The organism is Streptomyces sp. JH002 (genome assembly GCF_050916115.1).
GTDB lineage: Bacteria > Actinomycetota > Actinomycetes > Streptomycetales > Streptomycetaceae > Streptomyces > Streptomyces xiamenensis.
The window spans coordinates 3,180,050-3,204,448 of record NZ_CP087989.1 but is presented as its reverse complement, the minus strand read 5'-3'; the positions used below and the strand labels follow the sequence as shown (position 1 = coordinate 3,204,448).

Below are 24,399 nucleotides of genomic sequence, written 5' to 3'. Positions count from 1 at the left end.
ACGCCGGCTACTGGGGGCACCCCCGGCCGAAGGCCGGTGGAACCTCGCCGCGTTGCCGAAATGCCCACAGGAAACCACCTGAGGGCACTCCGGCGCCTTGAGCGAAGCGAATGGGGGCATCTCCCAGTCGAAGGCTGGGGGAGCACCGCACCCGACGCCGCGACCTGATCCACGAAGATCCGAACGAGACGCCCTAGCCCTCGCCCGGGCGCGGGCCGCGGCCCGGGTCCCCGGCGCCGCCGTCGCCGTCTTCGCCGGGGCGCGGTCCGCGTCCCGGCCCGCCCGCCCCGGAGCCCGGCGGCGTCGCCGACAGCGCGGTGCGGAAGACCTCCGAGGACGCCGGGTTCTGGACGCATTGCCACACACCGTGCGGGCAGTAGTCACTGATGGAGTGATACACGGGCTGGACCGCGTCGATCCATTCCAGCATCCGCCGCATGTATTCGGCGTTGTCCCCATTGCGGAACAGGCCCCATTCCGGGAAGGAAATCGGCTTCCCGTGCGCCGCCGCGAAATCGACATGGAACTGAAGTCCGTACGGCTGGCTGATCTGCTCGTCAAACGTTTCGCCGGGCGGCTGGTCGTAGGTGTCCATTCCGATGATGTCGACCACGTCGTCCCCCGGATAACAGCGGTCCCACTCGATCGCGTCGGTTCCCCTGTTCGGTGCGAAATCGAAACGGAAGTCCTGTCCCGGTACGGCGCGCATCGTGGTCACAATGCGCCGCCAGTACCGCTTCCACGCCTCGGGATCCGGCGCGCAGCGGTGCGTGTACGTCGTGCCGTTCATCTCCCACCCCAGGACCAGCACCGCGTCCGCGAGCCCGGCCGCCACCAGCCGCTCGCCCAGCACCCGGAAGTGCTGGTCGTAGCTTCCCGAGGCCCCCGAACGCAGCAGCTGCCCCACCAGGTGGTCGGGCAGATCGTCCTCGTTGCGCTCCAGCATGGGGACGTTGAGGACGAACAGCCGGTCGTCCTTCTCCTGGCGCCATCCCGCCCAGGGGGCGAGAAACTCGGGCCGGCCCTCGATGTTCGACCACAGGTCCCCGGGCAGGTAGGTGCGGCCGACCGTCATCTCCGTGCCGCCCAGCCAGTGCTCCAGCAGTTCGGCGCGGTCCACGCCCTCCGCGCCCGAGCCCAGGAACGCGCCGAAGGAATCGTTGGAAAGGGGGGTGACGGAGGTGGTGGCCGCCAGCAGGACGGTCGTGGCGATTCCGAGGCCGATCATGATCCGAGATTAAGCACAAAATCCCTTGAATGGGCCGCAAGAAGGCATTCTGATAGGCCGATCGAGGACGCTGCCGATCGTATGCGCGGGTCCGGGGAATGATCTGGGGCATGTCGCCGCTCGACACCAGAGTGCCCGCACTGCTGCTCCGACTCGATCACCATCCCTTTCACCACGGTTCGCTCGGTGCCGTTCGCTCACTCGGCCGGGCGGGCGTGGAAGTGCACGCCTTCGTGGAATCCCCGCGCGGTCCGCTCGCCCGGTCCCGTTATCTGCACCGGGCGCACCCCATTCCCGGGGCCGCGGATATCGATCTCGAGCGGCTGCTGCTGCGTACCGCGGAACGCATCGGGCGGCCCGCCGTTCTCCTTCCGATGGACGATGCGGGCGCGCTCGCCCTGGCCTCCGGCCTCGCCGACCGCCTGCGCGGCGCCTATCTGCTGCCCGGGACGACACCCGGCGCCGTGGAGCGGGCCGCCGACAAGGAGCGGCTGGCCGGGCTGTGCACGGAGCTCGGGCTGCCGCACCCCGCGACCGTCGTCCCGGACGGGCCGCAGGAGGTGGCCTCCGCCGTACGGGAGCTGGGGCTGCCGCTGATCGCCAAGTGGAGCCGCCCCTGGCTGCTGCCGAAGGACAGCGGGCTGCGCAGCGCGACCGTGATCACCTCGGCCGGTCAGGCGCTGCGGCTGTACGCGGCGAGTGCCCGGGCCGGGAGCCGGCTGCTGCTCCAGCGGCGGCTGGCCGGCGGCCGGAACGCCGACTGGTTCTTCCACGGCTGTTTCGGCCGGGGCGGGGTGCCGCTGTACGGGGGCACCGGGCGCAAGGACGTGTCGTGGCCGCTGGGCGCCGGGGCCACCGCCGTGGGGAGCTGGCGGGAGAACCCCGAGGTGGCGGCGGCGGCCCGGCGGCTGGCGGCGCACCTGGGCCATCACGGCATCCTCGACCTGGACTTCCGCCGCGAGGCCGGCTCCGGCGCGTACCACCTGCTGGATGTCAATCCGCGTCCCGGGGCGCAGTTCCGGTTGTTCACGGATCCGTCGGGGCTCGATGTGGTGCGGGCGCTGCACCTGGATCTGACGGGGCGGCGGGTGCCGGCGGGGCGGGCGGTGCCGGGGCGGATGTTCGTCGCCGAGAACTACGGGCTGCTGGCCGCCCTGACCGCCCCCGCGCGGGTGGCGGCGCTGCGCGGGCGGCCGGTGGAGACGGCGTGGTTCGCGGCGGACGATCCGGCGCCGTTCGCGGCGATGGCGGGCGGGTGGACGGCGCGGGCGGCGCGCAAGGGGTGGGAACGGGCTCGGTCCCTCTCCTCTTCCTCCCGGTCTCCTTCCCCGCGCCCCCCGGCCCCTGCCCCGCCCTCCCGCGCGATCCCGGCTCCGGGCACCGCGCCGGTGCCCGCGTCCTCCCCCCTTCCACCCCACCCAACCCAGTGAGAGAGAGCGGCGAACCCCGATGCACGACCTGGTAGTGGTAGGCGCCGGCCCGTACGGCCTGTCGATCGCCGCGCACGCGGCCGCGGCCGGTCTGGATCTGCGGATCCTGGGCCGGCCGATGGCGTCCTGGCGGGATCACATGCCTGGCGGCATGTTCCTGAAGTCGGAGCCCTGGGCGTCCAATCTGTCCGACGCGGCGCGCGAGCACACCCTCGCCGCCTACTGCGCGGAGCGCGAGGAACGGGCCGAGCACGGCCATCCGTTGCCGATCGAGACGTTCACGGACTACGGCATGTGGTTCGCGCGGCGGCTCCCGGTGCCGGTGGAGGAACAGAACGTCGTGTCCGTGACGCCGCACGGCGACGGCTTCCGGGTGGAGACGGACACCGGCGAGGTCATGCTGTGCCGCACGCTCGCGCTGGCGATCGGCGTCATGCCGTTCGTCCATCTGCCGCAGGCGCTGCGCGACCTGCCACCGGAACTGGCCTCGCACAGCAGCGGGCACCGGGACCTGGCCGCGTTCAAGGGGCAGGAGGTGACGGTGGTCGGCGCGGGGCAGGCGGCGCTGGAGACGGCCGCGCTGCTGCTGGAGCACGGCGCGCTGCCCACCGTGGTGGCCCGGGCGGGCGCCATCAACTGGAACACCGTGCCGCAGCCGCTGCGCCGCAACCCGCTCGCCCGGCTGCGCGCCCCGCACAGCGGGCTCGGCACGGGGTGGAGCAGCTGGGCGTACTCGCGGGTGCCGTGGGCGGTGCGCCGGCTGCCGGAGACCACCCGGGTCAAGATCGCCACGACGGCGCTGGGCCCGGCGGGCGCATGGTGGCTGCGGGAGCGGGTGGAGGGAGCGGTGCCGGTCCGGCTGGGACACCGGATCCGGCGGGCGGTACGGATCGAGGACGGCGTGCGGCTCGAACTGGCCACGCCGGGTGAGGGGCGGTCGCTGATCGAGACGGAGCACGTCATCGCGGCCACCGGCTTCGTACCGGATCTGCGCCGGCTCGATCTGCTCGACCCGGCGCTGCGGGACGGGCTGACGGCGGTGCTGGGGACGCGGGCGCCGCAGCTGGACGCCGGCTTCGAGTCCTCGCGGCCCGGTCTCTTCTTCGCGGGGCTGCTGGCGGCGCCGACGTTCGGGCCCTCGATGCGGTTCGTCTACGGGGCGTCCTTCACGGCGGGGCGGCTGGTGAAGGCGGTGCGGCAGCGGCTGGCGCGGCTGGCGAGCGTGCCCGGTGGTGCGACGGCGGGGGTGTCCGTGCCGAGCGTGCCCCGGCCGGCCGCCCAGCAGAGCGACGCCGGGAAGTCCGGGAAGGCCGGCGAGGACGGCGAGGACGGGGCGGCCGAGCCGGGCGGGACGGTGGAGGTGGCGGGGCAGGAACAGGCCCGGTCCTCCGCCGGCTGAGGAGCGGCGCCGGACAGCGCGAAGCCCCGCCCGTCACGGGCGGGGCTTCGTGGCGTCCGCTGTCCGTCGCGCGCGGCGACGGCTCGCGTCGGCTCAGGCGGTGGCGAGGGCCTTGGCGCGGTCGCGGGCCTGCTCGTGCGCCTTGGCGCGGGAGGCGTCGGCCTGCTCGATCAGCCCGGACATGGCCGGCACGATGCGGGCCAGGGTCAGCTCCGGAACGATGAAGGTGACGTCCAGGGCGAGGGTGCTGCCGAGAACCCAGGTGAGGTAGTTCTGGGCGAAGTCGTTGCCTTCCATGGGGGTGCCGGGCGCGTACGAGCCGCCACGGCTGGTGACCACGGTGACGGGCGTGCCGGCGGCGCTCGGGGTCTCGGCCGCCGAGGTGCGGCCGCCGATGATCACGTGGTCCAGCCAGCTCTTGAGCGTGGAGGGGATCGTGTAGTTGTACAGCGGCGCGCCGAGGACGACGGCGTCGGCCTCCTCCAGCTCCTTGGCCAGCTCGTCGCGGAGCGCGTACGCGGCCTGCTGCTCGGGGGTGCGGTCCCCGGCGTCGACGTTGGGCGCGTAGTGCGAGATGGCGGTGGTGTGCGGCAGCGGCTCGGCGGCCAGGTCGCGGTAGATGACCTTGCCGTCGGGGTGGTGTGCGAGCCACTCCTCGCGGAAGGTCTTGGTGACCTCGCGGGAGACGGAGTTGTCGCCGTTCAGGGAGGAGTCGATGTGCAGCAGCGTGGGCATGAGGGTGGTTCCTTCGTGACGGTCACCGTGGCTGGGACACGCGGTGATGAAAGAGGTACGTTACTGCGGCAGAGTGCGCAGATTTCTTTAGCGTAGCAGCTTACTTTTATTTAGCAACGTGCCCGTCTTCCCGTAGAGTGGGTCCATGGCGGAGCACCGGGATGGCGAGGAAAGGCCCCCCGTGGGGGTGAAGGAGACGGACGGCGGCCGGTGTACCGAGCCCGACGACGCGATGACCCGGGTCTTCGGCGTCTTCGGGAAGCGGTGGACGGGGCTGGTGGTGGCCGCCCTGATGGGTGGACCCGGTCAGTTCGCGGTACTGCGCCGCTCGATCCCCGGGATCAGCGAACGGATGCTCTCGGACCGGCTGAGCGAGCTGGCCGCGCTCGAACTCGTCTCGCGCGAGGTGGACCCCGGCCCCCCGTTGCGCGTCACCTACCGGCTCACGGCGGCCGGGGAGGACCTGCGCCCGGCCCTGGTGGAGCTGTCGCGCTGGGCCGAGCAGCACCTGGTGAACGGTGCGGAGCAGTGCCCGGAGGCGCTGCGCGAATGACCGCCTAGGCTGACGGGGTGACAACAGGGGAAGAGCACGAAGCCCGCGACGAGCCCGACGCCCGCGACGAGCGCGAGGAGCGTGAGGAAGCCGCCGCCACCGAGCGCCTCGATCAGGCGGTGCGGGCCGCCGAGGCCGCGCTGATCGAGTTCGAGATCGCGGTGGAGACCTTCCGCATCGAGGTGGAGAACTTCTCCCGGCTCCACGAACAGCGCCTGGGCCCGCTCTACGGCCGCCTCGAGGAGCTCGAGGCGGAGATCGCCGAGGCGGTGGCCGCCCGCACCAAGGACCCTGAGGACGAGCGCCGGGCCCGCGAGGCGCGCGCCATGGTGGCGCCGATGCCCCAGGTCTCCGAGCTGTTCCAGGGCTGGCTGGACGGCGAGGGCTTCTCGCCGGAGGCCGCCGCGATGCTCACCGAGCAGTCCGTGCAGCCCCCGCCGAAGGTGCGCCCCGGCGAGGAGGCGCGCAAGCTCTACCGCGAGCTGGTCCGCCGGGCCCACCCCGACCTGGTCGCCGACCCGACCGAGCGCGACCGGCGCGGGGCCTTTCTCGTGCGCGTCAACCAGGCGTACGGGCGCGGCGACGCGAAGGCGCTGCGCGAGCTGACCACCGAGTGGGACAACGGTGTCGGCCCCTCCCCGGAGCCCGCCGCGTACGGGCGGCGCGAGGAGCTGTACGCGCGCCTGGAGTGGCTGGCCAACCGGAAGGAACTGCTGGCGGACGCCGCCGCCGCGCTGGAGGACAGCGCGATCGGGGCGATGCTGCGGATGGCGCCCGAGGACCCGGATGCGCTGCTGGAGGAGATCGCCGGCGAACTGCGGCAGAAGGTCACGGCCAAGGAGGCGGAACTCGCCGCCCTGCTGGCCGGCGAGTGAGCGTTAGGGTCGGTCGTATGAACTTCCCGAACATCCCCACCGTTCCCGTGGGCGACGTGCCCGCCGACGCCGTACTCCTGGACGTGCGTGAGCCGGACGAGTGGGCGGCAGGGCGCGCCGAGGGCGCGCTGCACGTCCCCATCCGTGAGGTGGTGGACCGGCTTCCGGAGATCACCGAGCGGGCCGGGGACGGACCGCTGTACGTGCTGTGCCGGGTGGGCGGCCGGTCGGCGCAGGTCACCGGGTACCTGGTGCAGCAGGGCATCGACGCGACCAATGTGGCGGGCGGGCTGCAGGCCTGGCACGAGGCGGGGAAGCCGCTGGTGAGCGACGCGGGCGAGCCGTTCGTCCTGTAGCGGGCCGGCCCGACCCACGGGGGCGGGCCGACGCCGTCAGCGGCCCGCGGCGCTGTGCGTGCCGGGCGCCGGCTCCGTTCCGCCGCCCGTCCCCTCTTCGTCCTCCTTGCGCTTCTTCCTGACGCTCGCGGCGGGGGCGCAGTCGGGGAGACAGACGGGGGTGGCGTGCACGGCCGCCGGCGGGAAGTGCGCCGCCAGCTCCTGCCTCGCCCGCAGGGTCGCGTCGCCGGCGCAGATCTCCCGCAGGCTCTGCTCGCGCGCGTTGCCCATGGCCAGCCAGCGGGAGAACACGCACGGGGTGACGCGCCCGTCGGGGAGCACCGCGAGCCGCCCGTGGCCACAGCGTCCGCACAGCCCGCCGCACTGCGGGGCGCCTCCCGCGCCGTCGGCGGCACGTCCGTACGGGCGGACCCGGTCCGTACCGATCTCGCGCACGCCCAGCTCCAGCAGATCGCGCCGGCCGCCGTCCCCGGCGCGCTGTTCGGGCACGGTGCGCACCTCCTCGATGAGGCTGCCGCGCAGCGGTACGCCCAGTTCGCGGGCGCGGCGGATGTTGGCGCGGGTGCGGGCGTGCGACCCGGCCGCTCCGGTCATCTCGTCGTGGGCGGCGGGGTCCGCGCTGTAGTAGCTGAAGGCCAGCCGCACCCCGTCGCGGCGCAGTGCCTCCCACAGCGGGGGGCCGATGTGTGTCATGTTGCTGAACACCTCGACCTCCATGCCGTGCCGGCGGGCGCCGTGGATGTACGCGGGCAGACCGGGGTGCAGGGTGGGCTCGCCGCCGATGAACTGCACGTCGCGCACGCCGAGTTCGCTCAGCTCGCCGAGCACCCGCAGCCAGTCGGCGTCGGTCATCTCGCCGTGGGTGCCCTGCGGGGAGGAATCGGCGTAGCAGTGCCGGCAGCGCAGATTGCAGAAGCCGGTGATCTCCAGCCAGGCGAAGCGGGGGCGCAGGGGGTGCGTGGGCATGAGCGGCGGTCCCTCCGGGGGTGCGGTCGCGTCGTTCGCGCTGTCCGTCGTATGTCGTGGTCACAGCGCCTAACGACGTGACCGCGTCCGAAGAGACGCCCGGTGACGGCGGGTGGCCCGTACAGGGGGAGCGGTACGGATCCGGGCGCGGCCTGTAGGGGTGCGCCGGGTGTCAGCCGTGGATCCCGGGGTGCGGGCGGTGGCGGCACCGTCCGTGCGTCCGGTGTCCGTGGGGCGGCCTGCCCATCGGATCCGAGGGAAAATAGTTTGCAAAGCGAATGAATTTACCCACTTCCCATTTCTGCTGGAGAAGATCTTGGGCTTGCTAGCATCTGCGCATGAGCAGCGGCGAGCTTGAAGACGACCTGCGATGGCTGCTGCTGCAGATGAAGTTCGGGCTCACCGTGGCCGAGGACCGGGCCGTGCGGCAGCACGGCATGGACCTGTGGGGCTACACCGTGCTGCTCGGGCTCGCGGAGGAGCCGGCCCGCACCCAGCTGGCGCTGTCCGAGGCGTCGTCCATCGACAAGAGCAAGATGGTCGCCGTCCTGGACGACCTGGAGAAGGCCGGGCTGATCACCCGGCGCCCGGACCCGGAGGACCGCCGGGCGCGCATCGTCACGGCCACCGACGCCGGACAGCGGGCCCTGGCCGCCGCGCGCGCCGAGGTGGCGGCCATCGAACGGCTGGCGCTGGCCGATCTGGACGAGGCCGAACGCACAGCGCTCAAGGCGATGCTGCGGCGCGCGGTCACCGGCCCGCTGCGCAGGCTGGCCGCCGGCGAACGGCCGCCGGAGGGGACGGGGCCTACGCCGTGGGGCGTGGTGGCGCGGCCGTCGGAGCCGGCCCCGCCGCCGGTGCCGCCGCGCTGAGCCGTTCCGCCGCCTCCCGCAGCGACGCGGGCCGTTTGCAGAACGAGAACCGCGCCAGGTACGGCGGGGAGCCCGGCCCGCCCGGGTTCAGCTGGAAGGCGGAGGTCGGGATGGCGACCACCCCGGCACGCTCGGGCAGTTCACGGCAGAACCGCACCCCGTCCTGATACCCCCAGGGCCGGACATCGGCCTGGAGGAAGTACCCGGCCTCGGCGCGGTACGGGCGCAGCCCGGCCGCCGTCAGCCCCTCGGTGAGCAGCGCCCGGTTCGCCCGCAGCGTGTCCCGCAGCTGGGCCGCCCACTCCTCGACGCCGTCCAGCGCGCGGGCCAGGGCCGCCTGGTACGGGGTGCCCGAGGCGTAGGTGAGGAACTGCTTCACGGAGGTGACGGCGCTGACCAGGGAGGACGGGCCGCAGACCCAGCCCACCTTCCAGCCGGTGACGTTGAACGTCTTGCCGGCCGAGGAGATGGTCAGGGTGCGCTCGCGCATCCCGGGCAGCGCGGCGAGCGGCAGGTGCCGGTCGCCCGCGTCGTACAGCAGGTGTTCGTACACCTCGTCGGTGACCGCGATCAGGTCGTGCTCGCGGCACACCGCCGCGACGGCCTCCAGCTCGGCGGGAGTGAAGACCTTGCCGGTGGGGTTGTGCGGGGAGTTGAACAGCAGCAGCCGGGTGCGCGGGGTGACGGCGGCGCGCAGCGCGTCGGCGTCCAGGACGAAGCGGTCCCCGTCCGCGGCGAGCGGCACGGCCGTCAGCGTGGCGCCGCTGAGCCGGGCGCCGGCCGGGTAGGCGTCGTAGCAGGGGTCGAAGGTGAGGATCTCGTCGCCCGGCCCGGTGAGGGCGAGGACAGCGGCGGCCAGCGCCTCGGTGGCGCCGGTGGTGACCAGGACCTCGCCGTCCGGCGCGTGCCGCAGGCCGTAGCGGCGCAGCTGGTGGGCGGCGATGGCCTCGCGCAGGGCGCGCAGCCCGTAGGCGGGCGGGTACTGGTTGTCGCCGGCCAGCACCGCCTCGCTCACGTCGCGCAGCAGTGCGGGCGGGCCGGGCAGCTCGGGCACGCCCTGCCCGAGGTTGACGGCCCCCGTGCGCCGGGCCAGTTCGGTCATCTCGGTGAAGACGGAGGTCGCGATCGCCCGGCTGCCGCTGCTCATGGACCCACCTTAGGCGGCGGGCCCCTGGCCGGGCTGCTGCGCGCCTTCTTCCCCGGCCTGCTGCTCGGCGAGCTTCTCGTGCACCTCGGCCATGTCGACCTCGCGGACCTTGGCGATCAGCTCCTCCAGCGCGGTGCCGGGGATGGCGCCGGGCTGGGAGTACAGCACGACGTTGTCGCGGATCGCCATCAGGGTGGGGATGGAGGTGATCTGGAAGGCCTGGGCCAGCTCCTGCTGGGCCTCGGTGTCCACCTTGCCGAACATGATGTCGTCGTGCCGGCCGGCCGCCTCCTCGAAGACGGGGGCGAACTTGCGGCAGGGCCCGCACCAGGAGGCCCAGAAGTCGACGAAGGCGATCCCCTTGCTGGCGACCTGCTCCTCGAAGTTGTCCTTGGTCAGCTCGATGGTGGTCATCGCACTCTCACTCTCTCGGCCATGCGGGTTCGGGTTCCGGCTGCCCCTACCCGGAACCCCCCGGGGTCGATGCGTATTCCTTCGGGCTTCTTGCGCCGTGATACCCCATGGGGGTATACAGGAGACAGGGGACGGGATACCTCCCTAGGGTATATTCACCCGTGAGGAGAGCAGGCATGAACGACAGCATCAGCGACAGCGGCACCAGGGACGAGATCGAGCTCGCCATCGGCGGGATGACGTGTGCCTCCTGCGCTGCGCGGATCGAGAAGAAGCTCAACCGCATGGAGGGGGTGACGGCGAGCGTCAACTACGCCACCGAGAAGGCCAGGGTCAGCTACGGCGGCGAGGTGGCGGTGCCCGATCTCATCGCCGTGGTCGAGAGAACGGGGTACACCGCCGCCGTACCGGAACCACCGGTGCCCGAGCCGGCCCCCGCCGCACCGGGCGGCACAGGTGCCCGGGCCGCCCCCGGCGCCCCCGACGAACTGGCCACGCTGCGGCACCGGCTGCTGGTCACCGTGGCGCTGTCCGTCCCCGTGGTCGCCCTGGCCATGGTGCCGGCCTGGCAGTTCGAATACTGGCAGTGGCTCTCCCTGACCCTCGCCGCGCCCGCCGTGATCTGGGGCGGCTGGTCCTTCCACCGGGCCGCCTTCACCAACGCCCGGCACGGCGCCGCCACCATGGACACCCTCGTGTCCATCGGCACCCTGGCCGCGCTGCTGTGGTCGGTGTGGGCGCTGTTCTTCGGCATGGCCGGCCACCCCGGCATGACCCACCCCTTCGAGCTGACCATCCAGCGCGGCGACGCCAGCGGCAACATCTACCTGGAGGCGGCGGCCGGGGTCACCGCCTTCCTGCTGACCGGGCGCTATCTGGAGGCCCGCGCCAAGCGCACGGCGGGCACGGCCCTGCGGGCCCTGATGGAACTGGGCGCCAAGGAAGTCACGGTGCTGCGGGACGGCGTACCCGTCCTGATGCCGGTCGGCCGCCTCGCGGTCGGCGACCGCTTCCTGGTGCGCCCCGGCGAGAAGATCGCCACCGACGGTGTGGTGGCCGAGGGCTCGTCCGCCGTGGACACGTCCATGCTGACCGGGGAGTCCGTACCGGTGGAGGTCGCGGCCGGCGACGCGGTCACCGGCGCCACCGTGAACGCCGGCGGCCGGCTGGTGGTCGAGGCCACCCGGGTCGGCGCCGACACCCAGCTGGCACGGATGGCGAAGCTGGTCGAGGACGCCCAGCACGGCAAGGCGGCGGCCCAGCGGCTCGCCGACCGGATCTCGGCGGTGTTCGTACCGGCCGTGATCGTCCTGGCCCTGGGCACGCTCGCCTTCTGGCTGCTGACGGGCGGCGGGGCGTCCGCCGCGTTCACCGCCGCCGTGGCCGTCCTGATCATCGCCTGCCCGTGCGCGCTGGGCCTGGCCACCCCGACGGCCCTGATGGTCGGCACGGGGCGCGGCGCGCAGATCGGCGTCCTCATCAAGGGCCCCGAGGTCCTGGAGAACACCCGCAAGGCCGACACGATCGTGCTCGACAAGACCGGTACGGTCACCACCGGCCGGATGACCCTGCTGGACGTGCACGTCGCGGACGGTACGCCGGAGGCCGACGTGCTGCGGCTGGCCGGGGCGCTGGAGCACGCCTCGGAGCACCCGATCGCCCAGGCGGTCGCGGCGGGCGCGGCGGAGCGCCTGGGGGCGGCGCTGCCCACCCCCGAGGACTTCGCCAATGTGCCCGGGCTCGGCGTGCAGGGGGTCGTGGAGGGCCACGCCGTCCTGGTGGGCCGGGAACGGCTGCTGACGCAGTGGGCCATCGAGCTGCCGGACGCGCTGGCGGCGGCGCGGGCACGGGCGGAGGCCGCCGGCCGCACCGCGATCACCGTCGCCTGGGACGGCGAGGCGCGGGCCGTGTTCGAGGTCGCCGACGCGGTGAAGGAGACCAGCGCCGAGGCGGTCGCGCGACTGCGCGACCTGGGCCTGACCCCGATCCTGCTGACCGGTGACAACGAGGCCGTGGCCCGGGCGGTGGCGGCGGAGGTCGGCATCGACGCCGAGCACGTGATCGCCGGGGTGATGCCGCAGGACAAGGTGGATGTCGTCAGGCGGCTGCAGGCCGAGGGCAAGACGGTCGCCATGGTCGGCGACGGCGTGAACGACGCCGCCGCGCTGGCCACCGCCGACCTGGGCCTGGCGATGGGGACCGGGACGGACGCCGCGATCGAGGCCGGCGACCTCACCCTGGTGCGCGGCGACCTGCGGGTGGCTGCGGACGCCATCCGGCTCTCCCGCAAGACGCTGTTCACCATCAAGACCAACCTGGTCTGGGCGTTCGGCTACAACGTCGCCGCGCTGCCGGTGGCGGCGGCCGGGCTGCTGAACCCGATGCTGGCGGGCGCCGCGATGGCCTTCTCCTCGGTGTCGGTGGTGGCCAACAGCCTGCGGCTGCGCACCTTCCGGGCGGCCGAACGCCGGTGACGGCGCGCGGGGCGGGCGGCGGCCGGGGAGCGATTCCCGGCCGCCGTCGTCCCGCTGGGCGCGCCGATGGGCGACCCTGGGGCGATGACGCGACAGCCCGACCAGCCCGACCAGCCCGACCCGTCTACCCCGCCCGCCCCGTTCCCGCCGCCGGACGAGCCCGACCAGTACGACGCGATGGGCGCGGAGTACGCCGAGCACACCGCCACGAACATCGTCAACGCGCACTACGACCGGCCCGCCGTCCTCGCGCTGGCGGGCGACGTGACCGGCCGGCGGGTGCTCGACGTGGGCTGCGCCGCCGGGCACCTGTCCGCGCTGCTCATCGAGCGCGGCGCCGCGTCCGTCACGGGGATCGACGCCAGCGCGCAGATGGTGCGGCTGGCGGCCGAACACTGCGGCGACAGCGGCCGCTTCCACCACGCGGACCTCGCCGCCCCGCTGGACTTCCTCCCGGACGCCTCCTTCGACCTGGTCACGGCCTCCCTCGTGCTGCACTACCTGGAGGACTGGAGCGGCCCCCTGAGCGAACTGCGCCGCGTGCTGCGCCCCGGCGGCGCGCTGGTGATGTCGGTGCACCACCCGGGCGAGGACTGGCACTGGTTCGAGCGGCCGGACTACTTCCGCACCGAGCAGGTGAGGGACACCTGGACGGTGGCCGGCCGCCCCCGCACCGTACGGTTCTACCGCCGCCCGCTCGGCGCCGCCTTCAACGCCCTGCGGGACGCCGGTTTCACGGTGGACCGGCTGGAGGAACCGATGCCCCGCCCCGAGGCCAGGGAGCAGGACCCGCCGTGGTTCGAACTGCTCTCCACCGCGCCCCGGTTCCTGTACTTCCGCGCCCTGCGCCCGGGGCCCGGGCTGTGACAACGCGCCCCCGTCCGTACGGAACTCGTGTCCCACCCGGGTTCGTTGACGTCAGGTAAGGCTGACGCAACGCACGTCGAGGAGAGCAGACCATGGCCCTGTGGGACCGGATCAAGGATTCCGCCCAGACCATGCAGTCCCAGCTGGTGGCGAAGAAGAACGACCTCAAGAGCGGGGCGTTCCGGGACGCCAGCATGGCCATGTGCGCGCTGGTGGCCGCCGCCGACGGTTCGGTGGACCCGGCCGAGCGGCAGCGGGTCGCGGCGCTCATCGGCGGCAACGAGGTGCTCCAGAACTTCCCGGCCGACGATCTGCGGCAGCGGTTCAACAAGTATGTCGACCAGCTCACCGCCGACTTCGACTTCGGGAAGATCGGGGTGATGCAGGAGATCGCCAAGGTGAAGAAGAAGCCGGCCGAGGCGCGTGCCGTCATCCAGATCGGCATCGTGATCGGCGGCGCGGACGGGGACTTCGACGCCCAGGAGCGCAAGGTCGTCCGCGATGTCTGCTTCGCGCTGGACATCCCCCCGGCTGAGTTCGACCTTTAAACTCAACTGACCGGATGTGAACGAACATGGCCGGGCTTGGTCAACTCCTTGCCCTGCCATGCCAGTTCCTTGACCAACTCTTGGAGAGCGTTTCACCGGGGGCCTGTACTCATGGGCCCTATGCGTAAGATCACTTCGCGATCCCGGACCGGCTACGCCGTCGCCGCCAGCAGCCTGCTGCTGCTCACCGCGGCCTCCGGGGCCACCGCCGTCGCCTCTGCCGACACCACTGCGGAAACGTTTGGTCACGGTCATCACCGGCCGCACACCACCTACCCCACCCAGCAGGAGATCCGGGAGCAGTTCGACACCTGGAACGACGCCCTCGCCACGCTGGACCCGGAGCAGGTCGCCGACCTCTACGCCCCCGACGGTGTGCTGCTCCCGACCCTCTCCAACCAGATACGTTCGGACCGCGACGGCATCGTCGACTACTTCGAACACTTCCTGGAGAAGCACCCGGTCGGTGAGATCAACGAGTCCCACGTCGACATCCTGAGCCCGACCTCCGCCGTGGACTCCGGCTCGTACACCTTCACCCTCACCGAGGACGGCGTCACCTCGACCGTCGACGCCCGCTACACCTTCGTCTACGAGAAGAACACCAGGACCGGCGAGTGGCTGATCGTCAGCCACCACTCCTCGGCCAACCCCGAGGGCTGATCGCGCCCACGGAAAAGCCCGGGAGGCGGTGCGTCCGTCCTCCCGGGCTTCTTCCTCGTCCGCGTGTTACTTCTCCTGCGCCGGCGGCGGCTTGCGCAGGCTCAGGTGCAGCTCCCGCAGCCGGGCCTCGTCCACCTCGCTCGGGGCGCCCATCAGCAGGTCCTGGGCGTTGCCGTTGAGCGGGAAGGCGATGGTCTCGCGGATGTTCGGCTCGTCCGCCAGCAGCATCACGATGCGGTCCACGCCCGGGGCGATCCCGCCGTGCGGCGGGGCGCCGAACTTGAACGCCCGCAGCATGCCGCCGAACTCCCGCTCCACGTCGTCCCGGGAGTAGCCGGCGATGCCGAACGCCTCGTACATGACGTCGGGCTCGTGGTTGCGGATGGCGCCCGAGGACAGCTCGACACCGTTGCACACGATGTCGTACTGCCAGGCCAGGATGTCCAGCGGGTCCTTGCCGCGCAGCGCCTCCAGGCCGCCCTGCGGCATGGAGAACGGGTTGTGCGAGAACTCGATCTGGCCGGTGTCCTCGTTCCGCTCGAACATCGGGAAGTCGACGACCCAGCAGAACCGGAAGACGCCGTCCTCGAAGTGCCCGGCACGGCGCGCGGCCTCCACCCGCACCGCGCCCATGATCTTCGAGACCTCCTCGAAGTCACCGGCGCCGAAGAACACCGCGGTGCCCGCGGTGGCGTTCAGCTTGCCGAGCAGCGCGTCGGTGTCGGCCTCGGTGAGGAACTTGGCGATCGGACCGGTGAGCGTACGGCCGTCCTCGCCGACCCGGACCCAGGCCAGGCCCTTGGCGCCCTGGGTGATGGCGTACTCACCGAGCTGGTCGAAGAACTTGCGCGGCTGCCCGGCGGTGTCCGGGACGGCCAGCGCGCGCACGTGCTTGTCGGCGAACGCCTTGAAGCCCGAGCCCGCGAAGATCTCCGAGACGTCGGTCAGCTCCAGCGTGGCGCGCAGATCCGGCTTGTCGGAGCCGTACTTGAGCATCGCCTCGCGGTAGGGGATGCGCGGGAAGGGCGAGGTGACGTGGCGCCCGCCGCCGAACTCCTCGAACAGCTCGGTCATCACCTTCTCGATGACCTGGAAGACGTCCTCCTGCTCGACGAAGCTCATCTCGACGTCGAGCTGGTAGAACTCGCCGGGCGAGCGGTCGGCGCGGGCGTCCTCGTCGCGGAAGCAGGGCGCGATCTGGAAGTACCGGTCGAAGCCGGCGATCATCAGCAGCTGCTTGAACTGCTGCGGAGCCTGCGGCAGGGCGTAGAACTTGCCGGCGTGCAGCCGCGAGGGCACCAGGAAGTCGCGCGCGCCCTCGGGGGAGGTGGCGGAGAGGATCGGGGTCGCCAGCTCGGTGAAGTTCTGGGCGGTCATCTTCTGCCGGATGGCGGAGATGACCTGCGAGCGCAGGATGATGTTGCGGTGCATCCGCTCCCGGCGCAGGTCCAGGAAGCGGTACTCCAGGCGGCGTTCCTCGTTCACCCCGTCGTCGGCGTTGATGGTGAACGGGATCTGGTCGGCGGCGCCGAGCACCTCGACCTCGCCGACCTCGACCTCGATCTCGCCGGTGGGCAGCTCGGGGTTGACGTTGTCCGCGCCGCGCGCCACGACCGTGCCGTCGACGCGGATCACCGTCTCCTTGGAGAGCGAGCTGAGCTGCTCGTTCACGGCGCTGCCGGGGCGGACGACCAGCTGCACGATGCCGTAGTGGTCGCGCAGGTCGATGAAGAGGATGCCGCCCAGATTGCGGCGATTGTGCAGCCATCCCGACAGTCGGACATCCTTGCCGATGTCCGCGGAGCGCAGCTCGCCGCAGAGGTGGGACCGGTACCTATGCATCATTCATCCAAGTCGTCAACACGTTCCGGGAATGGACCACTCAGACTACCGTCCCGTCCAGGGCCCGGTCACCGCAAAGGGATAAAGCGGTCAAAGGGTGCGAAAGACCGCTTGTCTCCCCTCGGCTCCCTCCCGTCGTTCAGCGCTTCTGGCGGGTGGCCGGGATGCGCCCGAGCCGCCCGGCCTGGAAGTCGTCGAACGCCTGGGACAGCTCGGCGTGCGAGTTCATCACGAAGGGCCCGTAGTGGGCCATCGGCTCCCGGATCGGCTGCCCGCCCAGCAGGATGACCTCCAGTGCCGGGGTGTGGGAGTCCTGGCGCTCGTCCGCCCGCAGGGTGAGCGTCTCGCCCTCGGCGCCGAAGACGGCGGTCTGGCCCAGCTCGACCGGCCGCCGCTCGGTGCCCGCGGTGCCGCGTCCGGCCAGGACGTAGGCGAGCGCGTTGAAGCCGGGACGCCAGGGCAGCGTCAGCTCGGCGCCGGCCGTGACGGTGGCGTGGATGAGGGTGATGGGGGTGTGCGTGACGCCCGGACCCTCGTGGCCGTCGAGGTCACCGGCGATCAGGCGCAGCAGGGCGCCGCCGTCGGGGGTGGAGAGCAGCTTGACGTTGCCGCCGCCGATGTCCTGGTAGCGGGGGTTGGTCATCTTGCTCTTGGCGGGGAGGTTGACCCACAGCTGGATGCCGTGGAAGACGCCGCCCTTGAGGACCAGCTCCTCCGGCGGGGCTTCGATGTGCAGCAGGCCGGAGCCCGCGGTCATCCACTGGGTGTCGCCGTCCTTGATGACGCCGCCGCCGCCCTCGGAGTCCTGGTGGACGAAGGTGCCGTCCAGGAGGTACGTGACGGTCTCGAAGCCGCGGTGCGGGTGCCAGGGGGTGCCCTTGGCCTCGCCGGCGGCGTACTCCACCTCGCCCATCTGGTCCATCATGATGAACGGGTCGAGGTGCCGGTAGTTGATGCCCGCGAAGGCGCGGCGGACCGGGAAGCCCTCCCCCTCGAAGCCGGTGGGCGCGGTGGCGACGGTGAGCACCTTGCGGGACGGCACGGGAGTGTCGCCGGTGGCGGCGGGGGCGGCGACCTTGGGCAGGGTGAGCGGGTTCTCTACGGTGATGGCGGGCATGGCGTACCTCCTCGGCAACGGTCATCAGAATAGTTGAACGATGAACATTCGTCGAGTGGGCGCCCCCGGCGCTGCTCCCGGGTCAGCCGTACATACGCCGCATGGTGTAGTCGACCATCTCGTTCACGGCGGCGGCCTCCAGGACGAGGCGGTGCTCGCCCTCCATGTCCAGCGCGAAGCCGTAGCCGGTGGGCAGCAGGTCCAGCACCTCACCACCGGTGACCGTGAAGTAGCGCGACTCCTTGCCGGCGTAGCGGCGCAGCTCCCGCAGCGAGGTGAACAGCGGGATGACCGGCTGCTGGGTGTTGTGCAGCGCCAGGAAACCGGGGGTCTCCCCGCGCGGACAGTAGATCTTGGCGGCGAGGAAGATGTCGTGGAACTCCTCCGAGGACAGCGCGCCCGAGGTGTACGCGCGCAGGGCGTCGGTGAACGACGGGGGCGCGGGGGCGGTGCCACCGGCGGCGGGGGCCGCGGCGGCCTGCTGCTGGGGCTGGGGCGGCTCGGGGTAGAGCTGCTGCCCGTTGTAGGCGTCCCCGTAGGGCTGCTGCTGCTGACCCTGGTACGGGGTCTGGTCGTAGCCGTACATGCGCAGCAGCCTACTGAGTGAGGAGAGCCCGGTTTCCGCTTGCTTCTTATTACCGGTGGGTAGCATGATGGGAGTTACTGCCCGGTACTGGAGCGAGCTGGAGTCGTCGCCATGGGTCACTACAAGTCGAATCTCCGCGATATCGAGTTCAACCTGTTCGAGGTCCTCGGCCGCGGCTCGGTGTACGGCACCGGGCCGTTCACGGAGGCGGACACCGACACCGCCCGCACCGTCCTGCGGGAGATCGCCCGGCTCGCCGAGAACGAGCTGGCCGCCTCGTACACCGACGGCGACCGCAACCCCCCGGTCTTCGACCCCGCGACGCACACCGCCCCGCTGCCCGAGTCGTTCAAGAAGAGCTACGCCGCGTACATGGACGCCGAGTGGTGGCGGCTGGGCATCGGCGAGGAGCTCGGCGGCACCGTCGCCCCGCGCTCGCTGCTGTGGGGCTTCGCCGAGTTCATCCTCGGCGCCAACCCGGCGATCTGGATGTACGCCTCCGGGCCGGCCTTCGCCTCGATCCTGTACGACGAGGGCACCGAGGAGCAGCGCAAGATCGCCCAGCTGATGGTCGACAAGCAGTGGGCCTCCACCATGGTGCTCACCGAGCCGGACGCCGGCTCGGACGTCGGCGCGGGCCGCACGAAGGCGGTGCGCCAGGAGGACGGCAGCTGGCACATCGAGGGCGTCAAGCGCTTCATCACCTCGGGCGAGCACGACCTGAGCGAGAACATCGTCCACTACGTGCTGGCGCGGCCCGAGGGGCACGCGGGCGGCACCAAGGGCCTGTCCCTGTTCATCGTCCCCAAGTACGACTTCGACTGGGAGACCGGCGAGCTGGGCGGCCGCAACGGCGTCTACGCCACGAACGTCGAGCACAAGATGGGCCTGAAGGTCTCCAACACCTGCGAGCTGACCTTCGGCGCGGGCGGGACGCCGGCCAGGGGCTGGCTGCTGGGCGAGAAGCACGACGGCATCCGCCAGATGTTCAAGATCATCGAGTTCGCGCGGATGATGGTCGGCACGAAGGCCATCGCGACCCTGTCCACCGGCTACCTGAACGCCCTGGAGTACGCCAAGGACCGCGTCCAGGGCCCGGACCTGGCCCGCTTCACGGACAAGACCGCGCCGCGCGTCACCATCACCCACCACCCCGACGTGCGCCGCTCGCTGCTGACGCAGAAGGCGTACGCGGAGGGCATGCGGGCCCTGGTGCTGTACACGGCGAGCGTCCAGGACGGCATCGAGCTCAAGCGCGCGGCGGGCGAGGACGTCTCGGCGGACGAGGCGATCAACGACCTGCTGCTGCCGATCGTGAAGGGGTACGGCTCGGAGCGCTCCTACGAGCAGCTCGCGCAGTCCCTCCAGACCTTCGGCGGGTCCGGCTACCTCCAGGAGTACCCGCTGGAGCAGTACATCCGGGACGCCAAGATCGACACCCTGTACGAGGGCACGACCGCGATCCAGGGGCAGGACTTCTTCTTCCGGAAGATCGTCCGCAACCAGGGCGTGGCGCTGGGCACGGTCTCGGCCGAGATCAAGAAGTTCCTGACCGACGCCCCGGGCGGCGAGGACCTGGCCACCGCCCGCGAACGCCTGAGCACGGCGGCCGCGGACCTGGAGGTCATCGCCGGCATCATGCTGACCGACCTCGCGGCCACCGAGAAGGACGTGAAGTCCATCTACAAGGTGGGCCTGAACACCACCGACTTCCTGCTGGCGACGGGCGACGTGATCGTCGGCTACCTGCTGCTGCGCGGTGCGGCGGTGGCGGCGGAGGCGCTGCCCGGCGCCTCGGCGAAGGACAAGCCCTTCTACGAGGGCAAGATCGCGGCGGCCAAGCACTTCGCGACCACGGTCCTCCCGAAGGTGACGGCAACGCGCACGGCGGCGGAAACGACGGACCCGAGCGTGATGGACCTGGACGAAGCGGCGTTCTGAGCCTCCGGCCACGATGACGGCTCCGGTCCCCGGCACTTACAGGTGTCGGGGACCGGAGCTGTTTCTTGCGCTGTATCGCGATATTTCAGCCGGGATGTCGCTCCCAGCCGTGAAGGGGTATCTAACGGTTTTCATCCGCGTCGAGGTAATCCAATGAGATCTCGTCCAAATCGGTGACAGGGTGAGGGGAGAGGTGATCTTCAACGTTCTTGTGCAAGACCATCCCCTCGCCCACATTGATGAATGGGCCCTCGACCGTGAACGGGCCACCCCGTTCGTAGAAGAGAAGTAGCGGTTCGTACGGATCGTCGAGTCCGGGAAATTCTGCCAGCTTATCCGGAGGAAGGGCTGCCCAGTGGACAACTCCCCAGCATGTATTCCTGATGGATCCGCGTGTCACATTCTGATAGAGGAAGTTTTCCATTGCGGCAGCCAGATCGCCGACGACGTGAATGCCGGGTTCAATGGCTTCCCCGAGATCGAAGAAAGGCCACGATTCGGTAGCGCCGATCGCTTCTGCCCACTGAGCGGAACGGCGAAGATATTCACGCATCAGTGCCATTCTTGAGCCCGTGTGGTCAAAGGCGCCGGTGTCGTCGAGCCAATCGATGGACTTCAGGCGCTCGAAGGCGGATCGCGGGTGCATTCATGCCTCACTTCACATTCATTTATCGACCCGCCTTTCCCTCTTGGTCTCCTCTCTGCGGCGTCGCCCAGGAAGGTGCCCTTGGTGATTGGCCCCTGTTATCTCGCCCAGTTTTCATGATTGACATCAGCCAGTTGGCATGCTTCTCGCCAGCTGCGCTCTCTTCTCTTCCCAGAATGAATTATCCCCTGTGCTTACACCGGGCATATCCCAACCTGCCCTCTCTGCGATGACGAGGCCGATGGCCAGTACGCCCTCCAAAAGTGATCGGAGGGCCTGGTTGTTGGAATTTCCGTGCTTCAGCAGTAAAGTGTGAAGAAATGCCGAAAATGCATTTTCGTCAATTTCACATTCATCCTCGATTATTTCTCCCACGCCAGAATCGATCGCCATTTCATTTGACAATGTCAATACGTGGCCGACAAAGATTCTTGCCGCAGAATTTGATGGGTTCCAAAGACTCATGTCTTGGACTTGAAAGTAGCAGCTCATCAATTGCTCTCTATTTCACTTCGACTCCGAGGTTTCCTGGTCGCCGATTTGTTGCGGAACTCTTCTGCGGTAGATCTGAATTCCGGGGCAGATTCCGTGGTCGTTGTAAATGCATGTCCCCGCTCATGTATGAGAAGCAACGGCTCGTCGAGGCCATCAATCCTAGAAATTTCCCCCGGCTGTCCGGAGCGCAGCGCCGCCCAGCGGAGCACTGCTGAGCACGAATTCCTGATTGACTCGCGCCTCACATTGTGGCAGACGATTTTTCTTATCTATGCCGTCTGTCATCGAGGCGGGTGCCAGGGTCGGTACTCACTCGGGGGTCGAAGAACAGGCGGAGTCGGTGGCCCGTCCATCCCCTCTCAGGTGAGCGGTTGCTGGATTTGAGCATGCACGAGTGTCATTCTTGAGACGGTTCGATAAAGAGAGCCGCGGACCGGCCCATTTTTAAGTTCGCGCAGTGCAAAGGTGGCGCGTGGATATCCTAGCCCACGGTCAGGCGTTATCTGCTTGCCAATATTTGGTCAGATTTCCGTCCTCGTCCCATTCTTGAATGGTGAGAATTTTGGTGCCGGTGTCGTTGTTTACTGTCAGCTTTGCGAGAGTTCCGTTGGAATGCCATTCCCGGAATTCCCCCACCAGTACCCCGCGGTGATGGATTCCCTGAGATTTAAGCAGTCCATTCCTGTGCCATTCTTGCGTCGGGCCTTGCCTGATTCCATCCGAGTATTCCTCGCGGGAAATCAAGGATCCTCTCTGGTACTCTTCGACTTCGCCGCTGATCGGCTTTCCTTTGTAAAGGAGGCGATGGCCGAAATCGATATCTACATCCGGGTCATCGATATCAAATCGCTGCATTCTTATCACCTGAGTACAAGATTTTCATCTCCGGGGGGCCACCCGGTGAAGCGTCCATGGGTGCTTGATGCCTCGTCGAGCATATGTGCACAGTTGGCACAGAAGGGAGCTCCGCGTCCCGGAAGTGATGTGCTGGGATCCTTCTTGAAGGGAAACTCCACCGAAGCTGTCATGTCCCGCAATGCCTCGGGGCCGTCGGGGAGCCCGTTCCTTGTGCGTTCCCACAGTAGCTGATTGGTTGCCTTGACCTCGGCATGGCCGAGGGGGTGGTCAGGGTGAGGCGGTGAATCCGCTATATCTGCGTAGCGCTCTGCGAGGGTGGGGTGGAGTTCGTCGGGGGCGATAATATCCGTGGTGCGACCATTGATTCCCTCGAATACTCTGCCCGTCCTTAGATCTACAACTACGCCGACGCATTCTCCGGTTTGTTTCCGAGAGAAAATTCCCTCATTTTTGGCATGTTGGTAGGCGTGGGTTCGCTCTCGTGCCAGCGTGTCGAGGTATTCGTTTACCGGTCGACCGTCAACATGTGTAATGAGGCCGTCGGAGATTTCCGTTCTGCTCGAATCCAATTGGGCCAAGAGCTTTTCGCCTGGGCCCGGGAGCGGCGATTCCGCAGACGGGGTGATATCTCCGGAAGGAGTGTCGCCGTGGGATCCACCGGAGGGCTGATCGGAAGGACCATCTGGTCCCTCGCGTGAAGGCCCTTCGTGGCCAGGCAACGGGTCGCCGCCATTACCCGGGAACGATTCGGGAAGGCTGTCGCCAGAACGCCCCACATTTTCGGAGAAGTTGCCGCCACCGCCACCGCCGCTGGGTGAGGACGGCGTGCTGTCGGGGTTCCGTTGGCCGGGGAGGTCTCTGGTGGTGCCCTCGGTCGGCACGGTGTCCGGGCGCTGGGACGGTGGTGGGGAGTCCGGGGGGTTGGCGTTGGCCTGGGCGTTGAGGTCGGGTCTGGTGGCGCCGGCCAGGGCGGGTTCGGGGGTGGTGGAGTCCAGGATGGAGCGGTCGCGGGCGGAGATCTCGACCGGGATCTCGTCGGCGGCCTGGATGGTCTGGCCGGTGGGGGATTCCAGGCGGCCGTCCGGGTGGAGGATCGTGCCGTCGTCCCACAGGGTCGAGCCGTCCGGCCGGCCCACCGCGTGGTGGCCCGGAGGGAGGGCGTCCCTGTTGAAGGGGCCGTTGGCCGGGATCACCGAGCCGTTGTCCAGGCGCAGGCTGCCGTCGGGGAGTTCGAAGGCACGGGTGGTGGTCAGGTTCGCCAGCTGGGTGCTGATCTCCCCGAAGCGTGTCATGGTGGTCAGCCCACGGGTGATGTAGGTCATCGGGTCGATGACCGTGCCCACCCGGGCCGCCGCGGCGGTGATGCGGGTCGCCGTGCCCGCTCCGCTCGCCGCCGCCCGGACACCGGCGCCGGCGCCGAAACTGGCGACCGTCGTCAGGACGTTGAACGTGGTCAGGCCGGCCGCACGGGCCGGATCCTCGCTCCACATGTCCCAGGCGACCAGGCCCTTGGCGGTCTCCCGGGTGACGTCCAGGCTGTCGTCCATCCAGTCCTTGACCGCGCCGTCCGGCATCAGGGAGTAGGCCAGCGCGTTCAGCGGGCTGGTGACGATCGCCAGGCCCGTCGCCAGCTGGCCCAGGCCCTTCCAGGACTCCTTGAAGACGTCCCAGCCCTGGAAGCCGAGCAGCCCGCCGAGCCCGGTGATCGTTCCCCAGATGCCGTCGACGATGATGCCGTCCCACACGAAGCTCTTGAGGTGCTGGTCGACGCGGTACCAGGAGTACTCGCGTTCCACCGCGCGGCCCCAGGGCGTCTCACCGGCCTGGGCCATCTCCTCCTCGCTGACGCCGTACATGTGCTCGCCGCCGGAGCCGTCGTCCGTGGTCCACTGCGGGCCGCCCCACAGGGCGTTGATCCGGTTGGCGCAGGACCGCTCGGCGGCCCAGAACTGGGCGATGGTGGTGGAGATGTCCGTGAGCAGTCCGTTGTTGCGGTCGACCTTGGACTCGCTCTTCTTCCAGTCGTCGTCGTTCCGGATGGACTCGACGAACTGCTCGGTCTCGTACCGCAGCCGGTTCAGCCGGCCGACGATCGGGGTGATCTCCTCGTGGTAATCCCACAGGGCGGAGCGCACCGCCGCCAGATCGTCCGCGAACTCCGCGGCCCGGTCCCGGGCCGGTCCCGTGGTGGCGAAGAGCTGTTCCGCCTCGGGGGCGGTGTAGAAGGAGGACAGGCCCTGGAATTCGTCGTGGACGTCCGATCCGATGCCGCGGATGCCGGACTCGGCCGCGTCCAGGCCCATGCAGTTGGCCGCCAGCATGGACAGGTTGCCGGTGAACTCGGGGATGCCGGAGGGGTCGACCCGCTCCACTTCCTCGCTCATGGC

General features: G+C 69.9%; 23 protein-coding genes. 11 read left to right on the top strand and 12 right to left on the bottom strand.

Annotated features, from left to right (window positions below; genetic code table 11):
• Positions 1-193: 193 nt before the first annotated feature.
• Complete coding sequence (locus tag H7827_RS14550) at positions 194-1,228, bottom strand: glycoside hydrolase family 26 protein (RefSeq protein ID WP_432745609.1); 1,035 nt, start codon at positions 1,226-1,228, stop codon at positions 194-196.
• Between the two features lie 110 nt (positions 1,229-1,338).
• On the opposite strand from H7827_RS14550, the gene H7827_RS14545 reads away from it, so the two are divergent.
• Both H7827_RS14545 and H7827_RS14540 read left to right on the top strand, forming a co-directional pair.
• Positions 1,339-2,658, top strand: coding sequence for an ATP-grasp domain-containing protein (locus tag H7827_RS14545; RefSeq protein WP_432745607.1), 1,320 nt, complete (start codon positions 1,339-1,341; stop codon positions 2,656-2,658).
• Between the two features lie 19 nt (positions 2,659-2,677).
• Positions 2,678-4,057 carry an NAD(P)-binding domain-containing protein gene (locus tag H7827_RS14540; protein ID WP_432745605.1) on the top strand — a complete coding sequence of 460 codons (1,380 nt, stop codon included), beginning with the start codon at positions 2,678-2,680 and terminating at the stop codon, positions 4,055-4,057.
• Positions 4,058-4,150: 93 nt separating this feature from the next.
• Here the strand turns inward: H7827_RS14540 and H7827_RS14535 are convergent, their stop codons facing one another.
• On the bottom strand, positions 4,151-4,792 hold the full coding sequence (locus tag H7827_RS14535; protein ID WP_432745603.1) for an FMN-dependent NADH-azoreductase: 642 nt from the start codon (positions 4,790-4,792) through the stop codon (positions 4,151-4,153).
• Positions 4,793-5,024: 232 nt separating this feature from the next.
• Between H7827_RS14535 and H7827_RS14530 the strand changes: the two genes are divergently transcribed.
• Genes H7827_RS14530 through H7827_RS14520 form a run of 3 tightly spaced genes read left to right on the top strand, consistent with a single transcriptional unit; the run spans position 5,025 to position 6,576 of the window.
• Positions 5,025-5,345, top strand: a complete 321-nt coding sequence (locus tag H7827_RS14530; RefSeq protein WP_046725643.1) for a winged helix-turn-helix transcriptional regulator — start codon at positions 5,025-5,027, stop codon at positions 5,343-5,345.
• A 17-nt stretch (positions 5,346-5,362) separates the two neighbouring features.
• The gene (locus tag H7827_RS14525; RefSeq protein ID WP_432745601.1) at positions 5,363-6,220 is read left to right on the top strand and encodes a hypothetical protein; all 858 of its coding nucleotides are present in this window, start codon (positions 5,363-5,365) and stop codon (positions 6,218-6,220) included.
• A gap of 17 nt (positions 6,221-6,237) precedes the next feature.
• Positions 6,238-6,576 carry a rhodanese-like domain-containing protein gene (locus H7827_RS14520; RefSeq protein ID WP_030732712.1) on the top strand — a complete coding sequence of 113 codons (339 nt, stop codon included), beginning with the start codon at positions 6,238-6,240 and terminating at the stop codon, positions 6,574-6,576.
• A 36-nt stretch (positions 6,577-6,612) separates the two neighbouring features.
• Here H7827_RS14520 and H7827_RS14515 read toward each other — a convergent pair whose 3' ends face one another.
• The gene (locus H7827_RS14515; RefSeq protein ID WP_432745599.1) at positions 6,613-7,542 is read right to left on the bottom strand and encodes a radical SAM protein; all 930 of its coding nucleotides are present in this window, start codon (positions 7,540-7,542) and stop codon (positions 6,613-6,615) included.
• A gap of 338 nt (positions 7,543-7,880) precedes the next feature.
• On the opposite strand from H7827_RS14515, the gene H7827_RS14510 reads away from it, so the two are divergent.
• Complete coding sequence (locus tag H7827_RS14510) at positions 7,881-8,414, top strand: MarR family winged helix-turn-helix transcriptional regulator (RefSeq protein ID WP_200365937.1); 534 nt, start codon at positions 7,881-7,883, stop codon at positions 8,412-8,414.
• Here the strand turns inward: H7827_RS14510 and H7827_RS14505 are convergent.
• Entirely contained in the window at positions 8,350-9,561 is a 1,212-nt protein-coding gene (locus tag H7827_RS14505) for an aminotransferase class I/II-fold pyridoxal phosphate-dependent enzyme (protein WP_432745597.1), read from the bottom strand. The genes H7827_RS14510 and H7827_RS14505 overlap by 65 nt on opposite strands.
• 9 nt (positions 9,562-9,570) lie before the next feature.
• Positions 9,571-9,975, bottom strand: a complete 405-nt coding sequence (trxA, locus tag H7827_RS14500) for a thioredoxin (RefSeq protein ID WP_432745595.1) — start codon at positions 9,973-9,975, stop codon at positions 9,571-9,573.
• A 176-nt stretch (positions 9,976-10,151) separates the two neighbouring features.
• Here trxA and H7827_RS14495 point away from each other — a divergent pair, with 176 nt between their 5' ends.
• From H7827_RS14495 to H7827_RS14480, 4 genes are all read left to right on the top strand, one after another.
• The gene (locus tag H7827_RS14495) at positions 10,152-12,449 is read left to right on the top strand and encodes a heavy metal translocating P-type ATPase (RefSeq protein ID WP_432745593.1); all 2,298 of its coding nucleotides are present in this window, start codon (positions 10,152-10,154) and stop codon (positions 12,447-12,449) included.
• 84 nt (positions 12,450-12,533) lie between these two features.
• Complete coding sequence (locus tag H7827_RS14490) at positions 12,534-13,316, top strand: class I SAM-dependent methyltransferase (RefSeq protein ID WP_432745591.1); 783 nt, start codon at positions 12,534-12,536, stop codon at positions 13,314-13,316.
• A gap of 92 nt (positions 13,317-13,408) precedes the next feature.
• Positions 13,409-13,864, top strand: coding sequence for a tellurite resistance TerB family protein (locus H7827_RS14485; RefSeq protein ID WP_030732730.1), 456 nt, complete (start codon positions 13,409-13,411; stop codon positions 13,862-13,864).
• Positions 13,865-13,984: 120 nt separating this feature from the next.
• Positions 13,985-14,527, top strand: a complete 543-nt coding sequence (locus H7827_RS14480; RefSeq protein WP_432745589.1) for an SgcJ/EcaC family oxidoreductase — start codon at positions 13,985-13,987, stop codon at positions 14,525-14,527.
• Positions 14,528-14,593: 66 nt separating this feature from the next.
• Here H7827_RS14480 and aspS read toward each other — a convergent pair whose 3' ends face one another.
• The 3 genes from aspS to H7827_RS14465 all read right to left on the bottom strand — a co-directional run bounded on the left by aspS (position 14,594) and on the right by H7827_RS14465 (position 18,072).
• Complete coding sequence (gene aspS, locus H7827_RS14475; RefSeq protein ID WP_262833537.1) at positions 14,594-16,369, bottom strand: aspartate--tRNA ligase; 1,776 nt, start codon at positions 16,367-16,369, stop codon at positions 14,594-14,596.
• A 139-nt stretch (positions 16,370-16,508) separates the two neighbouring features.
• Entirely contained in the window at positions 16,509-17,486 is a 978-nt protein-coding gene (locus H7827_RS14470; RefSeq protein WP_386537656.1) for a pirin family protein, read from the bottom strand.
• Between the two features lie 82 nt (positions 17,487-17,568).
• Entirely contained in the window at positions 17,569-18,072 is a 504-nt protein-coding gene (locus tag H7827_RS14465; RefSeq protein WP_432745586.1) for an SseB family protein, read from the bottom strand.
• A 111-nt stretch (positions 18,073-18,183) separates the two neighbouring features.
• Between H7827_RS14465 and H7827_RS14460 the strand changes: the two genes are divergently transcribed.
• Positions 18,184-20,013, top strand: a complete 1,830-nt coding sequence (locus H7827_RS14460; RefSeq protein ID WP_386537658.1) for an acyl-CoA dehydrogenase — start codon at positions 18,184-18,186, stop codon at positions 20,011-20,013.
• 121 nt (positions 20,014-20,134) lie between these two features.
• On the opposite strand, the gene H7827_RS14455 is transcribed toward H7827_RS14460, so the two are convergent.
• The 4 genes from H7827_RS14455 to H7827_RS14440 form a co-directional block, all read right to left on the bottom strand.
• Positions 20,135-20,659: a hypothetical protein gene (locus H7827_RS14455; RefSeq protein WP_432745584.1), complete on the bottom strand. Its 525-nt coding sequence runs from the start codon at positions 20,657-20,659 to the stop codon at positions 20,135-20,137.
• Positions 20,660-20,785: 126 nt separating this feature from the next.
• Positions 20,786-21,151 (bottom strand): DUF6086 family protein, encoded by a 366-nt coding sequence (locus H7827_RS14450; RefSeq protein WP_432745582.1) that lies wholly within the window; start codon positions 21,149-21,151, stop codon positions 20,786-20,788.
• A gap of 495 nt (positions 21,152-21,646) precedes the next feature.
• A complete protein-coding gene (locus H7827_RS14445; protein WP_432745580.1) occupies positions 21,647-22,009 on the bottom strand; it encodes a toxin-antitoxin system YwqK family antitoxin in 363 nt (120 codons plus the stop codon).
• A gap of 5 nt (positions 22,010-22,014) precedes the next feature.
• Positions 22,015-24,396: a hypothetical protein gene (locus H7827_RS14440; RefSeq protein WP_432745578.1), complete on the bottom strand. Its 2,382-nt coding sequence runs from the start codon at positions 24,394-24,396 to the stop codon at positions 22,015-22,017.
• Positions 24,397-24,399 lie beyond the last annotated feature (3 nt).

Coding starts and splice junctions, on each gene's coding strand:
- H7827_RS14550 (WP_432745609.1), bottom strand. CDS start 1,228: ATGATCGGCCTCGGAATCGCCACGACCGTCCTGCTGGCGGCCACCACC.
- H7827_RS14545 (WP_432745607.1), top strand. CDS start 1,339: ATGTCGCCGCTCGACACCAGAGTGCCCGCACTGCTGCTCCGACTCGAT.
- H7827_RS14540 (WP_432745605.1), top strand. CDS start 2,678: ATGCACGACCTGGTAGTGGTAGGCGCCGGCCCGTACGGCCTGTCGATC.
- H7827_RS14535 (WP_432745603.1), bottom strand. CDS start 4,792: ATGCCCACGCTGCTGCACATCGACTCCTCCCTGAACGGCGACAACTCC.
- H7827_RS14530 (WP_046725643.1), top strand. CDS start 5,025: ATGACCCGGGTCTTCGGCGTCTTCGGGAAGCGGTGGACGGGGCTGGTG.
- H7827_RS14520 (WP_030732712.1), top strand. CDS start 6,238: ATGAACTTCCCGAACATCCCCACCGTTCCCGTGGGCGACGTGCCCGCC.
- H7827_RS14515 (WP_432745599.1), bottom strand. CDS start 7,542: ATGCCCACGCACCCCCTGCGCCCCCGCTTCGCCTGGCTGGAGATCACC.
- H7827_RS14510 (WP_200365937.1), top strand. CDS start 7,881: ATGAGCAGCGGCGAGCTTGAAGACGACCTGCGATGGCTGCTGCTGCAG.
- H7827_RS14505 (WP_432745597.1), bottom strand. CDS start 9,561: ATGAGCAGCGGCAGCCGGGCGATCGCGACCTCCGTCTTCACCGAGATG.
- trxA (WP_432745595.1), bottom strand. CDS start 9,975: ATGACCACCATCGAGCTGACCAAGGACAACTTCGAGGAGCAGGTCGCC.
- H7827_RS14495 (WP_432745593.1), top strand. CDS start 10,152: ATGAACGACAGCATCAGCGACAGCGGCACCAGGGACGAGATCGAGCTC.
- H7827_RS14490 (WP_432745591.1), top strand. CDS start 12,534: ATGACGCGACAGCCCGACCAGCCCGACCAGCCCGACCCGTCTACCCCG.
- H7827_RS14485 (WP_030732730.1), top strand. CDS start 13,409: ATGGCCCTGTGGGACCGGATCAAGGATTCCGCCCAGACCATGCAGTCC.
- H7827_RS14480 (WP_432745589.1), top strand. CDS start 13,985: ATGCGTAAGATCACTTCGCGATCCCGGACCGGCTACGCCGTCGCCGCC.
- aspS (WP_262833537.1), bottom strand. CDS start 16,369: ATGCATAGGTACCGGTCCCACCTCTGCGGCGAGCTGCGCTCCGCGGAC.
- H7827_RS14470 (WP_386537656.1), bottom strand. CDS start 17,486: ATGCCCGCCATCACCGTAGAGAACCCGCTCACCCTGCCCAAGGTCGCC.
- H7827_RS14465 (WP_432745586.1), bottom strand. CDS start 18,072: ATGTACGGCTACGACCAGACCCCGTACCAGGGTCAGCAGCAGCAGCCC.
- H7827_RS14460 (WP_386537658.1), top strand. CDS start 18,184: ATGGGTCACTACAAGTCGAATCTCCGCGATATCGAGTTCAACCTGTTC.
- H7827_RS14455 (WP_432745584.1), bottom strand. CDS start 20,659: ATGCACCCGCGATCCGCCTTCGAGCGCCTGAAGTCCATCGATTGGCTC.
- H7827_RS14450 (WP_432745582.1), bottom strand. CDS start 21,151: ATGAGCTGCTACTTTCAAGTCCAAGACATGAGTCTTTGGAACCCATCA.
- H7827_RS14445 (WP_432745580.1), bottom strand. CDS start 22,009: ATGCAGCGATTTGATATCGATGACCCGGATGTAGATATCGATTTCGGC.
- H7827_RS14440 (WP_432745578.1), bottom strand. CDS start 24,396: ATGAGCGAGGAAGTGGAGCGGGTCGACCCCTCCGGCATCCCCGAGTTC.